This is a genomic window from Allokutzneria oryzae (assembly GCF_042429765.1).
Lineage (GTDB): Bacteria > Actinomycetota > Actinomycetes > Mycobacteriales > Pseudonocardiaceae > Allokutzneria > Allokutzneria oryzae.
Genome location: NZ_JBHLZU010000036.1, coordinates 122220 through 135061, shown reverse-complemented (window position 1 = coordinate 135061; position 12842 = coordinate 122220). Strand labels below are relative to the sequence as shown.

9 protein-coding genes are annotated in these 12842 nt (G+C 71.4%); 5 read left to right on the top strand and 4 right to left on the bottom strand.

Features of this window, described 5'->3' with window-relative positions; genetic code table 11:
- Position 1: 1 nt before the first annotated feature.
- Genes ACFFQA_RS37095 through ACFFQA_RS37085 form a run of 3 tightly spaced genes read right to left on the bottom strand, consistent with a single transcriptional unit; the run spans position 2 to position 2610 of the window.
- Complete coding sequence (locus ACFFQA_RS37095; protein ID WP_377862489.1) at positions 2-814, bottom strand: ABC transporter permease; 813 nt, start codon at positions 812-814, stop codon at positions 2-4.
- Positions 811-1578, bottom strand: a complete 768-nt coding sequence (locus ACFFQA_RS37090) for an ABC transporter permease (protein WP_377862488.1) — start codon at positions 1576-1578, stop codon at positions 811-813. The genes ACFFQA_RS37095 and ACFFQA_RS37090 overlap by 4 nt, the downstream gene beginning before the upstream one ends.
- Before the next feature lie 3 nt (positions 1579-1581).
- Complete coding sequence (locus ACFFQA_RS37085) at positions 1582-2610, bottom strand: ABC transporter substrate-binding protein (protein ID WP_377862487.1); 1029 nt, start codon at positions 2608-2610, stop codon at positions 1582-1584.
- Positions 2611-3356: 746 nt separating this feature from the next.
- Between ACFFQA_RS37085 and ACFFQA_RS37080 the strand changes: the two genes are divergently transcribed.
- Genes ACFFQA_RS37080 through ACFFQA_RS37060 form a run of 5 tightly spaced genes read left to right on the top strand, consistent with a single transcriptional unit; the run spans position 3357 to position 8874 of the window.
- A complete protein-coding gene (locus ACFFQA_RS37080; protein WP_377862486.1) occupies positions 3357-6677 on the top strand; it encodes a sensor histidine kinase in 3321 nt (1106 codons plus the stop codon).
- Positions 6674-7093, top strand: a complete 420-nt coding sequence (locus ACFFQA_RS37075) for a roadblock/LC7 domain-containing protein (protein ID WP_377862485.1) — start codon at positions 6674-6676, stop codon at positions 7091-7093. Before ACFFQA_RS37080 ends, ACFFQA_RS37075 begins: the two co-directional genes overlap by 4 nt.
- Positions 7094-7147: 54 nt before the next feature.
- Entirely contained in the window at positions 7148-7630 is a 483-nt protein-coding gene (locus ACFFQA_RS37070) for a DUF742 domain-containing protein (RefSeq protein ID WP_377862484.1), read from the top strand.
- Positions 7611-8216 (top strand): GTP-binding protein, encoded by a 606-nt coding sequence (locus ACFFQA_RS37065; protein WP_377862483.1) that lies wholly within the window; start codon positions 7611-7613, stop codon positions 8214-8216. Before ACFFQA_RS37070 ends, ACFFQA_RS37065 begins: the two co-directional genes overlap by 20 nt.
- A 28-nt stretch (positions 8217-8244) precedes the next feature.
- On the top strand, positions 8245-8874 hold the full coding sequence (locus ACFFQA_RS37060) for a nucleoside/nucleotide kinase family protein (protein ID WP_377862482.1): 630 nt from the start codon (positions 8245-8247) through the stop codon (positions 8872-8874).
- Positions 8875-8910: 36 nt separating this feature from the next.
- Here ACFFQA_RS37060 and ACFFQA_RS37055 read toward each other — a convergent pair whose 3' ends face one another.
- A complete protein-coding gene (locus tag ACFFQA_RS37055) occupies positions 8911-12450 on the bottom strand; it encodes a S8 family serine peptidase (RefSeq protein ID WP_377862481.1) in 3540 nt (1179 codons plus the stop codon).
- Positions 12451-12842: the final 392 nt, after the last annotated feature.

Below are 12842 nucleotides of genomic sequence, written 5' to 3'. Positions count from 1 at the left end.
GTCATGCTCCCGTTCCGGCCGCGAGCGCGGCCTGGCGGTTGGCCGGCTGCCACGCCAGCGCTCTGCGTTCCACGGCCGACAGCGCCGTGTTGAGGAGGAAACCCAGCACCCCGAGCAGCACGATCCCGGCCCACATCGCGGGGAAGTCGAACTGCCGCTGGGCGAACAGCAACCGGTTGCCGATGCCCTCCGTCGAGCCGACCAGCTCGGAGATCACCATCAGCACCAGGGAGAGCGAGAGGCTGACCCGCAGGCCCGCGAAGATCTTCGGGGACGCCGCTGGCAGCACCACGCCGAGCACCCAGTCCACCGTGGACAGGCGGAAGGCGCGCGCGGTCTCGGTCTTGGTCCGGTCCACCGAGCGCGCCCCGTCGACGGAGTTGAGCAGGATCGGCCAGATCGAGCCGAAGACGATCGTCGCCACCTGCATCGGCGTGCCGAGGGAGAACAGCGCGAGGAACACCGGCACCAGGGTCGGCGGCGGGATCGCCCGCAGGAAGGCCAGGATCGGCCCCAGGTAGTCCATCGCGGTCGCCGACCGTCCCAACAGGACACCCAGCGAGACGCCGAGCAGCGCCGCCAGCGACCAGCCGCCGAGCATCCGCGCCAGGCTGGTCAGGATGTCGGTGAACACCGTGTCGGAGAGGAACAGATGCGATGCCGGGCCGCTGAGCCACAGCTGCCGCGCCATGTCGGCGATCTCGGTCGGCGGCGGGAAGAACGGGCTGCGCGCGATCCTGGTCGTGATCTCCCACAGGACCACCAGGACGGTGATGACGACCCAGCCGGACAGCGAGTCCCGCATCCGCCTCATGCCGGCTCCTCCGCTCGCGCGCCCCAGGCGAAGTACCTCCGCTGCACCCACTCGAAACCGGCGTTGACCAGGTAGCCGACCAAGCCTGCCACCACGGTCCCCGCGAGGACCAGGTCCATCTGGCCGCCGCCGCTGCCCGCCGTGAGGATGAACTGGCCGAGGCCGAGCGCGCTGCCCGCCAGCAGCTCCGTGCTCACCACCACGATCAGCGCGATCGCCGCCGAGGTCCGGATCCCGGTCATCACGAACGGCGCGGCGCTGGGCAGCGCCACCGTGGCCAGGACCCTGGGCCTGCTGGTGCCGAACACCCGCGCGGTGTCCACCAGCAGCGGGTCCAGCTCGTCCAGCGCGTAGATCGTGTTGAACAGGATCGGCCACACCGAGGCGTAGACCGCGAGCACGATCTTCGCCTCCGGCCCGCCGCCGAAGAGGATGATCACCAGCGGGATGAGCGCGACCGAGGGGATCGGGCGCAGCAGCTCCACCACGGTCCTGGTGGCGCGGCGCACCGCGGGCGCGCTGCCCAGCACCAGGCCGAGCGGGACCGCGACGGCGGTGGCGATGCCCAGCGCGATGGCCCAGGCCAGCACGGTGGCGATGACGTCGAAGACGAACTTCCCGTCCAGCACCAGGTTCACCAGGCTGACCAGCACCACCGACGGCGGCGGGAGGTAGCCGGGCGGGACCAGCTCGGAGCGGCCGAACAGCTCCCAGAGCAGGAGCAGCCCGGCCACCCCGGCGAGTCCGCGGAAGGCGGCGCGCACCGGCTACCTGGCCGCGGCCGGCGCCAGCATCATCGTGCCGACGTCGATCTTGTCCTTGAGGATGCCGAAGTCCTTCATCAGGTCAGGGACGCGCTGCAGCCGGGCCGCCTCCAGCGAGGTGGGGAAGGCGCCGATGTTCATGATCGACGCGGTCTGGGCGTCGATCTTGGCGTACTCCTGGACGACGGCCTCGATCTTGGCGCGGTCGGCGTTGGCCGCCGCCTGGCCCTTGGCGAGCGCGCGCTGGAAGGCCGCGACGGTCTTCGGGTTCTGCTTGGCGAAGGACTCCGACGTGGAGTACCCGGCCATCGGGATGTCCGCGGTCGGCCCGGAGGCGGCGTCGAAGACGCGGGTGGCGCCCATGCTCTTGGCGGCCTGGGTGATGAACGGCTCGCCCATCAGCGCCGCGTCCACGTTGCCGTTCTTCAGGTTCGCCGCCATGTCACCGAAGGACATCTCGACGTACTTGATCTGCTTGGCGTCGATGTTGTTGGCGTTGAGCACCGACCAGATCGTCATGTCGGCGAGGTTGCTGGTGGTGGTGACCGCGACCTTCTTGCCAGGCAGGTCGCTCATGGACTTCACCGAGGAGTTCGGCGAGGTCATCACCATCCACACGTTCGGCTTGGCCGAGTAGCAGTCGGCGACCCACTTGAGGTTCACGGTGCCCTTGGCGTGCGCGGTGAACATCGAGACGTAGTTGCCGTGCACCATGTCCAGCTCACCGGCGACCATCTTGGTCACGCCGGCGGCGGAACCGGCGAGCGTCACCAGCTCCAGGTCGAGGCCCTCCTGCTTGAAGAACCCCTCCTTCTGCGCGATGTAGATCGGCGCCACGTCCACGACGGGCACCAGACCGAGCCGGACCTTGGTCCGCTCCAGGCCGTTGGCCCCCGGCGCGTCGTCGCCGGAGGAGCCACCGAGCAGGCCGCAGCCCCCGAGGCTGACCACCATCGCCGACACGGCGAGAACGGCGCCGAGCAGGCGGGAGGGTCGGGACGACGGCCTGCCGAGGATGCCGCGTCGAATCATGCTTGCGCTCCAGTGCTGAAGGGGTTGCGGGGGTGAGGGGGGTGGCGGGGCCTACCTAACGGGCGGCCGCCGCGACGGGTCAAGCCCGGGGTGCGAAGAATCTGTCCTGTTTGTTCTTCGAGGATGCTTGGCTTTGCATTTCCTTGAGGTCAGAGGAAACGCGCTGTAATCGCTTCGGGTCGATTGTGGACGGAGAGCCACCGCCCGCGACACGCCCGAAGCCGCGGGGGTGAATTTCACGGCCGCACCCCGTTCGGAGTAGTCGAACCTCTAGAGCACTCGATGCGAAACCCGTCGAAGGGACCGATCCGAGACGAATCCGAGACGTGGTAGCGCGCGGGTGCTGTCCGGCCCCGTGACCAGCCACCTCGCCCAGGTCACCGCCACCGCGGCCGGTCCTGGCGGGGCGCACCGGGGACAGTCGCGGACGAGCCGGGCGTTTGCCCTGTTCACAGCTCCTGCCGGTACGGGTCATACTGTGTCTCCTGGCCGGTTTGGACTACCCACCACGCGGGCGAGCCGCCTACCAAGGGTAGGCACGCAATCACTCGTCCGAGTCATATGGGTCTAGACAACGCCGCGCCCGAGCGTCAAATCAACTTCACGAATGTCATGTGCTTCCTAACTGAACGCGCCGAGGCTGACAGGACCGTTCTTGTTCGCTACCTTGCGCTGAAAGTTGTCCGTACGAGCTGGGTCCCGTACGGGGGGAGCCGCTTAGCTCTGATCCGGGGAGTGTTCACGTAGTGCCCGATCAGCCCGGCAGGATCGCGTCCCGCAAGGGTGCCCCGAACCGGTCCACCGCACCCGCCGACGGTCTCACCGGCGCCGGGGACAGCGGCGACCCGACACTGTCGCGCCCCCGGCGGCGCACATCGCCGGCGTCGGAGTCCACCCCGACCCCGGACCACCCCGACCAGCGTGACGACTCCCGCTGGCGGTTGCGGAACTGGCGGCTGCGCAACCGGATGGCCGTCGTCCTGCTGGTGCCGACGATCACCGCCCTGGTCCTGGGGACCCTGCGGGTGCAGGACGAGCTCGGCCGCGCGGACCAGTTCCAGCGCACTGTCACCCAGGTCGACGTCGCCCGCAAGGTGACGACGGTGATCCACGAGCTGCAGAAGGAGCGCACGCTCGTCGTCGCCAGGGTCGCCGCGGGCCGCAGCACCGACCGCAAGCCCATGGTCGACCAGTTCGAGACCGTGAACACCGCGGTGAACGAGCTCAACCGCACCCTGGAGTCCCTGGAGTACGACGACGCCGCGAGCGAGGAGCGCTACCGCCGCGGCCTCCAGCGCCTCAGCGCGCTCAACCCGCTGCGCCTGGTCGCCGACACCACCTCCTACGCCGACATCGCCGTGCACGCGGCGTACTCGTCCATTCTGGACTCACTGGTGCAGCTCGGCCGCGAGGTCAGCGCCTCGGTCTCCGAGCACGCGCTGTCCAGGGCCTCCACCGCCATCCAGGCGCTGACCCAGGCCAAGGAGCGGGTCGCACAGCAGAACGCGCTGATGCAGATGGCCGCGACGCACAACGAGTTCCGCGCGGGACAGCTCGACGAGCTGCGCGCGGCGAACTCCGGTTACGACGCCGCGGTCTCGGACTTCCAGGCGGTGGCCACCCCCGCCGAGCGGCAGCTGTTCCTGGGCACGGTCAGCGGCAGCGACGTCGACACCCGGCAGCGGATCAAGCAGATCTCCCTGATCAAGGGCGCCAACGGCGCGTCACTGGACATCCCCGGCGAGGAGTACAACCGGGTCGCCGGCGTCACCAGCGACCTGCTCAGCCGGATGGAGAACGCGCTGCTGGAGTCGCTGCGCACGCAGGCGGACGGCCTCGCGGCGGCGGCGGTCGGCTCCGCGACCAGGGACGCCGCGCTGGTGCTGGTGGCGCTGCTGGTGGCGCTGCTGCTGATGACCGTGGTCGTGCGCTCGCTGCTGACCCCGCTGCGGGTGCTGCGCACCGAGGCGCTGGACGTGGCCAACACCCGGCTGCCGGAGACGGTCAAGCGCATCCTCGCCGACCCGAACCCGGCAGAGGCCGCCAAGACCGCCGTCCAGCCGGTGAAGGTGTTCACCCGCGAGGAGATCGGCCAGGTCGCCCGCTCCTTCGACGCGGTCCACGAGCAGGCCGTGCACATGGCCACCGAGCAGGCCCTGTTGCGCGACAACGTCAACGCGATGTTCGTCAACCTCTCCCGGCGCAGCCAGACGCTGGTCGAGCGCCAGCTGTCGGTGCTGGACCAGCTGGAGCAGGACGAGCAGGACCCGGACGCGCTGTCCAGCCTGTTCGTGCTCGACCACCTCGCCACCCGCATGCGCCGCAACAGCGAGAACCTGCTGATCCTCTCCGGCAGCGGGCTGGGCAAGCGGCTGTCCGCCCCGGTGCCCGTCGCCGAGCTGATCGGCGCCGCGGTCTCCGAGGTCGAGCACTACGCCAGGATCAACCTGACCTCCGCGCCGGACGTGCTGGTGCAGGGCAGGGTGGTCAACGACCTCATCCACCTGACCGCGGAGCTGCTGGACAACGCCACGGTGTTCTCCGACCCGCAGAGCCAGGTCGACGTCAGCGTCGCGCAGCTGCGCTCCAAGGACCTGGCGATCCAGATCACCGACCGCGGCGTCGGCATGAGCGACGAGGAGCTGGCCGAGGCCAACCAGAACCTGGCCGAGCCGCCGGAGATCGACGTCGCGGTGTCCCGCCGGATGGGCCTGTACGTGGTCTCGCGGCTGGCCAGCAGGCACGACATCAAGGTCCGGCTGCACAGCGGGGAGTACATCGACGGCGGCACCAGGGCGATCATCACCGTGCCCGCCGAGCTGGTCGTGCTGCCGTCCGCGCTGGAGCAGCCGATGTTCCCGCAGGCGCCGCCGCAGTTCCCGCCCCAGCAGATGCCGCAGCGCCAGCCGCAGCAGAGCCTCCAGCAGCCCGCGCAGCAGGAGTGGTTCACCTCCACCAACCCCGCCGTGGAGCCCGAGCCCGCCCCGCTGCCGCAGCGCCCGGCGCGGGCCAAGCCGGAACCCTCGGCCCAGCCGGAACCCGTTGCGCAGCAGGCACCCCCGCCCGCGCCCGCGGAGCTCAGCGGCCCGCACACCGGGGAGCAGCCGCGGGTCGGCGGGCCCAGGATGCTGGCGCGGCGGCTGGCGCCGTCACTGGTCGAGCAGACCGACGCCGGCCAGTTGGGGGTGGACACCCAGGCCACCGACCAGTCCGATGTGGACGGCGGGGACCTGTTCGCGGCCCGGCACGACCAGGCCGCGTACGAGCCGTCCGCGCCCACCCCGGCCGAGGGCAACGGCTCGGCCCCGGTCAACCCCTTCCCGAGGACCGAGCGCCCCGAGGTGGACGCGCCGACCGAGCGGCTGCCCATCTACGAGGAGATCCTCTCCCAGTGGTTCCAGACGGTGGAGAACCCCGACGGCGAGTTCCCCACCCCCGCGCCGCGCCCGGTGGCGCCCGCCGAGCCCACCGCCCCGGCCGAGCGCCGGGAGCCCGTTCCCGCGGCGGAACCGGTCGCGGAGAAGGCCGCAGAGCCGACGCCCGAGCCGGTCGCCGAGAAGGTCGCCGAGAAGGCCGCTGAAGCGGCGCCTGACAAGCCGGCCAAGCCCGCGGAGCCGGTGGAGCCGGTGCTGCGCCGGGAGACCATCCCCGCCCCGCCCCGCGCGGCCACGTGGCGCTCCGCCGGCGACGAGGGCTGGCGCGCGGTGGAGACGATGCTCAACACCCCGGCCGAGGAGGAGCTCACCGCCGCGGGCCTGCCCAAGCGGGTGCCGAAGGCGAAGCTGATGCCGGGCTCCATCGCTCCTGCGACCCCGGCAAGGCGCGGAGCCGGCGCCCAGCCGGCGCGCGTCGGCCAGGCCCCGGCCCAGGCGGTCCAGCCCGCCCAGCCCGCCCGCTCCGCCGAGGCGGTGCGCGGCCGGATGTCCAGCTTCCAGCAGGGGCTGCGGCGGGGGCGGCACTCCAGGATCGACGAGCTGGCCAACGAACGCGCCGGTGAGGCAGTGTCTAACGGGTCCGACGGTGACGCGTCGCACGGCGCCGCACCCCGCCAGGAGGAGGACAAGTGACCATCCCGCAACAGCCGAGCGGCTTCGGCTGGCTGATCACCGAGTTCGTGCAGCGGGTGCCCGGGGTGGCGCACGCCGTCGTGGTCTCGGCCGACGGCCTGCTGCTCGCCGGCTCCGAGGGCCTGCCGCGCGACCGCGCCGAGCAGCTGTCCGCGGTCTCCTCCGGGCTGGTCAGCCTCACCCAGGGCGCCGCGCGCTGCTTCGAGGCGGGCAACGTCGCGCAGACCGTGGTGGAGATGGAGCGCGGCTACCTGTTCCTGATGTCGGTCTCCGACGGCTCGTGCCTGGCGCTGCTGGCCGCGCCGAACTGCGACATCGGCCTGGTCGCCTACGAGATGACCCTGCTCGTCGAGCGCGTCGGCCAGCAGCTGACCCCGGAGCTGCGCGCGCAGCTCCAGGGCCGGGGCATGGGCTGAGCGGGCGCGAGCTGACGTGTGGGACGACATGCCGGTGACGGAGGTGGCGACGAGATGACCACGGGTTCGCACGGACCGGACAACCCCGGTGACGACTGGTCACAGCTCTACACCCACGGCGGGTACGGGGCCGACTACAGCGGCTTCGCCGAGCAGCCGGAGGGCAGGCACGAGCTGCGCGCACCGCTGGCCGAGACGGGTATGCTCGCCCGCCCCTACGCCCGGACACGCGGCCGGACGCGACCCGACTACGATCTTCCGATCGAGGCTCTGGTCCGCACCAGCGACCACGCCGCGGGTGACAGGGAGGCCATCGGTCTTCCCGAGCACCGCTCCATCAGCCGGTTGTGCATCGAGACCCGGTCGGTGGCGGAGGTCGCGGCCCGGATGCGGCTTCCGCTGGGTGTGGTCCGGGTACTGATCGGCGACATGGCGACGATGGGGTTGGTCCAGGTGCACCAGAACGGCCTGGTGTCCGGCGACCAGCCCTCGATCGCGTTCCTGGAAAGGGTGCTCAGTGGGCTCCGCAGGCTTTGATCCCCACGCTCCGGACACGAGCCGGGCGACGACCTCGGCCAAGATCGTCGTGGCCGGGGGGTTCGGTGTCGGCAAGACGACCTTCGTGGGGTCGGTGTCCGAGATCGTGCCGCTGACCACCGAGGCGGTGATGACCGAGGCGAGCGCGGGCGTGGACGACCTGTCCGCGACGCCGAACAAGGTCACCACCACGGTGGCGATGGACTTCGGCCGCGTGTCGCTGGACCAGGACCTGATCCTGTACCTGTTCGGCACCCCCGGTCAGCACCGGTTCTGGTTCATGTGGGACGACCTGGTGCGCGGCGCCATCGGCGCGGTCGTGCTGGTCGACACCCGCAGACTGGCCGACGCCTTCGCCTCCATCGACTTCTTCGACGACCGGCAACTGCCCTACATCGTGGCGCTCAACTGCTTCGACGGCATGCTGCACCACCGCGTCGAGGACGTTCGCGACGCGCTGACCATCGACGACTCGGTGCCGATGGTGATCTGCGACGCCCGCGCCAAGGAGTCGACCAAGCAGGCGCTGATCACCCTGGTCGAGTACGCGATCCAGCAGTCCATGACCGCCAAGCCCCTCGTCTGAGGCGACCCGCGTCGGGGGTGGTGGGGCGGTGCGGGTCAGGGCGGTGAGCCCGGACGGGCTCGTCCGGGAGATCGCCGACCGGGTGCTGCCGGCCGGGCGGGACGAGTGGGTCCGGGTGGCGGTGGACGGGGCCGAGGCCGCCGGGACCGCCGCGCTGGCCGACGCGCTCGTGGAGCCGCTGCGGCTCGGTGGGCGGGCCGTGCTGCGGGCGTCGGCGGGCGGGTTCCTCCGGCCCGCCTCGCTGCGGCTGGAGCACGGGCGCACCGACCCGGACGCGTTCTACCAGGACTGGCTGGACGTCAAGGGGCTCACCAGGGAGCTGCTGGCCCCGTTGTCCCCCGGCGGCTCCGGGCGGGTGCTGCCGAGCCTGTGGGACGCGGAGCGGGACCGCGCCAGCCGAGCGTCCTATGTGGACATTCCGCCCGGCGGCGTCGTGGTGCTCGACGGACCGCTGTTGCTGGGCCAGGGGCTGCCGCTGGACCTGGTGGTGCACCTGTGGCTGTCCCCGGGGGCGCTGGCGAGGCGCACCGCGCCGGAGCGCCGGTGGACCCTGGACGCCTACGCCCGCTACGAGAACGAGGTCGATCCGGCCGCGCTCGCCGACATCGTGGTGCGGGCGGACGACCCCCGGCATCCCGCTGTCGTCGACCAGGGCTGAGGGGCGCCGGGGAACGCCCCTCAGCCGCAGTGCGGGTCAGCCGACCCGGTAGGCGCGGACCAGCGTCTCGGTCACCGAACTGCCCGCCGCGTCGACGGCGGTCGCGCGCAGCGACACGAAACCGTTGGCGGGGTTGGTCACCTTCGCCGTCCAGCCCTTGCCGGAGGGCAGCACCGGGGCCGCCGCCCAGGTGGCGCCGTCATCGGTGGAGACCTGCACGGTGACCGCCTTGGCACCGGAGCCGGTCGTGCCGGACTGGTACGGCGCGCTCACGCCGAAGGAGTACTCCCCCGGCTTCGCGCGGTTCGCCGCGTCCAGCACGAGGTCGTAGCGGATGTCCAGCAGCGCCAACGGAACCGACTTGTCCGTGTGCCCGCTCTGGAACGTCCACTCGGCGCTCGCCCTGGTGCCCAGCACGGTGCCGGGCATCGCGTTGGCGGCCTCGGCCCGCAGCTCGAACGGCAGCCGCTGCTTCGGCACGTCGAAGGTCGCGATGCCGGGCACATCACTGCCGCCGACCTTCTTGCCCGCCACGGTGAGCGTCGTGCTCCCCTTGTCGCCGGACGGGGAGAACCGGCCCCAGGAAGCCTGGCCGCTCTGCGAGAACATCGGCAGCTCGACCCGCAGCTTGTCCCCGTCACGCGTCACCGCAGGCCGGGACAGTTCGGGGTTGAACGGCGCCTTGAACAGGTCGACCCGGTAGGACCGACCGGCTCGGTAGGTGACCGGATCGGTCTCCTGGACCCCGTAGGGCTCCTGCTTGGCGTCCACGCCGACGACGATCCCGTTGAGCCATGCCAGGTCCGGCGTGTAGAAGACGTCCAGCTCGGCGGGCGCCCGAACCGGCACCCTGGATCCGAACCACATGCCGCCGACCTCGGCCGCTGCCTCCAACGCGGTGCTCAGCTGAGCGGCACCGGGCTGGCGCACGGTCGTCCGGACCTTGGCGAGATCGCGTGCGGAGTGGTGCCACGCGACACCGTCCGGCAGCGCCCCGACAGCGCGGTCGTGCAGGACGTAGGCGGCCGGAGCGTTGGCGATGCCGCGCACCCGCACGGTGACCGGACCGACCTTGAGCGCACTGCGCAGCACGGCGGCTTTGTTCTCCGCCAACGAGATGGTCGGCCCACCCCAGGCGGGGTCCACGTTCGGATAGGCGCTGTCGGTCACCACACCCACCGCACCGGCGGCGTACGCGGCGGCGACGCGCTTGGTGACCTCGACGGTGGGCAGGCGGCCCGGCGCGAGGAAGGCCAGCGCACCGCGCAGGTCGACCTTGACCAGCTCCTCCGGCGTCCCCGTCCCGGCGTCCACGACCTTCGCGGCGACCTCGCCCCGGTAGCCGAGCGGGTCGGAGTCGGCCGGTTCGAGCTCGGTCGGGTTCGCGCCCTCGATGACCGCGGAGACCAGCCGCCGGTTCCATGACGTGTTGCTGTACAAGGAGAGCCCGGGAATCGGCTTGCTGGGCACGACGAACTCCTTGCCCGGCTTGGACAGCATCGAGATGCCGCTGACCGACTTGCCCGGCACCTCGGAGAGCAGGCCGACCACGTGCCCGAGCTGGAGCGGCGTCTGCACCGCATCGGGGTCGTCGACGCGGACGTCGATCGGCTTGGCCTTCCGGCCGTCCAAGACCAGGTCGGTGTCGCCGGCGACGGTCAGCTCCTGCGCGAACCGCACCCGGTCGGTGTAGACGCCGTACGGGTAGCCCTCGCCGTACTCCAGGTCGATCACCTGGCCGAGCACCCGGTAGCGCCCCTCGGGAACGCTGTCGCTGCCGGAGCGCAGCAGCCGCGACTTGCCGGTGTCCACGTTCTGCAACACGACGCTCGTGCTGGCGTCCTTGGTTCCCTTGTGGCTGAAGGATTTCACGGTCACGACGTGGGTCTTGGCGCCGACATCGGCCGCGACCGTCGTGCGCAGCACGACGCCGTCGCCGGTCGCGGTGAGGCGGACCCCGAACAGCCCGGTGGCCTCGCGGAAGTCGGCAGTGACGGTGGCCTCGGCGGAGACCTTCGCGGGGACGACGAGCTCCTTCTTGTCCACAGTGAACAGTCCGCCCTGCTGCGGCAGGTCGAGCCGCAACGTGACCGGACGGTCGGAGTCGTTGCTGTAGCGGACCTTCTTGCTCACGGGCGCGGTCGTACCGGCGGGAACGCTGCCCATGGACAGCGATGCGGGCTCGACACGGACCTGCTGCTGGAAGCTGCGGGCCAGGTCGAGCCGACCAACGCCCTGCCCGAACGCGGTGGCACCGTTGAGCGGGGTCGCCGCACCCATCACCGCGGCCTTGAGCTGCTCGCCCTTCCAGTCCGGATGCCGTTGCGCGAGAATCGCGACCGCGCCCGCGACGTGCGGCGTCGCCATCGAGGTGCCGGACAGCCGCGCGTACGACTCGTTCACCGCGCCCTGCGACAGGGTTCCGGACGCGCGCGCCGCGACGATGTCCACACCGGGTGCCGTGATGTCCGGCTTGGCGGCGTGGTCACCGAACCGCGGTCCCCTGCTGGAGAACGGCGCGAGCTGGTCGGTCTTGCTGGAGGCCGCGACCGTCAGCGCGGCGTCGGCGGAGCCGGGGGACTCCACGGCCTCGTCCAGCCCGGAGTTGCCGGAGGCGATCACGAACAGCGCCCCGGACTTCACCGACAACGCGTTCACCGCCTGCGACAACGGGTCCGAGCCGTCGGTGGCGCCACCGCCGAGGCTCATGTTGACCACCTTGGCCCCCTGGTCGACTGCCCACTGCATGCCCTCCAGGATCGCGTCCTCAGGACAGCCGTTGTCGCCGCACACCTTGCCGACCATGAGCTCGGCGTCGGGTGCGACGCCCCGGAACCGCCCGCCGGAGGCCGCGCCCGATCCGGCGATGGTGGACGCGACGTGCGTGCCGTGCCCGTGGGTGTCGGTCACCGGCTCGTCCGGCAGGAAGCTCTTCGACGCGCTGACCCGGCCGCTCAGGTCGGGGTGCTTCTGGTCGTAGCCGGTGTCCAGCACGGCGACCTGGACCCCGGCGCCGGTCCCCCCGGCCCGCCACACCGCGGGCGCCCCGATGACACCGGCGCTCTGGTCCAGGCTCGGCTTCAAGCGGCGGTTGAGCCACACCTTGGCCTGGGGAGCCCGCAACGCCGGGCCGTTCAGCGACGCCCAGAACTCCCCGGCACGCTCCCGGGGCTGCGAGACCGCGGTGATCCCCAGGCCCGGCAGCTCCCTGGTGACGGTCCCGGTCGCGGGCACGGAACGGGTCGTCCGCTGCTGGCGCGTCAGCAGCACCGGGAGCACCGGTGAGGAGGCGTCGTCGAAGCCCTGGCCGATGAGCTCGGTGACGTTGAACAACGTGGCGTCGAGCCGGTTCTCGCGCACCAAGGGCATCGCGTCGGCCGGGTAGACGTACCGCCTGCCGTCGAGCACCAGGCTGTGGAAGGCCATCTCCTCCCGCCCCGGCCCAGGGCGAACGTTCACCACGTCCGCGCCGCGCACCACGACCTTGTCGCCGGTGAGCAGCGTGACGACCCGCTCCCGCGCATCGGCTCGCTCTGGCTGGTGCGGCTGCGCGACGGCGACACCGGGCGAAGCCACCAGCGACGCGGATAAGGCGACTAGCGCCGCGACCGGCGCCCAACGGCGCCGAGGACTGGAATACGCCCGCATGCACGCTCCCTCGTCGACGGAGGCACGGCGCCTCCGTTCCGGAGAGACCTACGCACGCTCACAACCGGCGGGTTGGTTCCCCCCAAGAACTTCGAACCCCCCACCTCACTCCGCCCCCCACCTCACTCCGCCCCCTCCCTCTCCACCCCCTCCCCCCTTCCCCCTCCCTCATCCCCCCTTGCGTGGCGCCAGAACTCGCGTTTTGTAGGCATAATGCGAAAGAGAGCGCTCCCAATTCGCATTAAGCCTACAAAACGCGAAACCAACCCACGGGTGCGGCGGAGTGCGGTGCGGCGGAGTGCGGGTGCGGGTGCGGGTGC

Coding starts and splice junctions, on each gene's coding strand:
- ACFFQA_RS37095 (WP_377862489.1), bottom strand. CDS start 814: ATGAGGCGGATGCGGGACTCGCTGTCCGGCTGGGTCGTCATCACCGTC.
- ACFFQA_RS37085 (WP_377862487.1), bottom strand. CDS start 2,610: ATGATTCGACGCGGCATCCTCGGCAGGCCGTCGTCCCGACCCTCCCGC.
- ACFFQA_RS37070 (WP_377862484.1), top strand. CDS start 7,148: ATGACCACGGGTTCGCACGGACCGGACAACCCCGGTGACGACTGGTCA.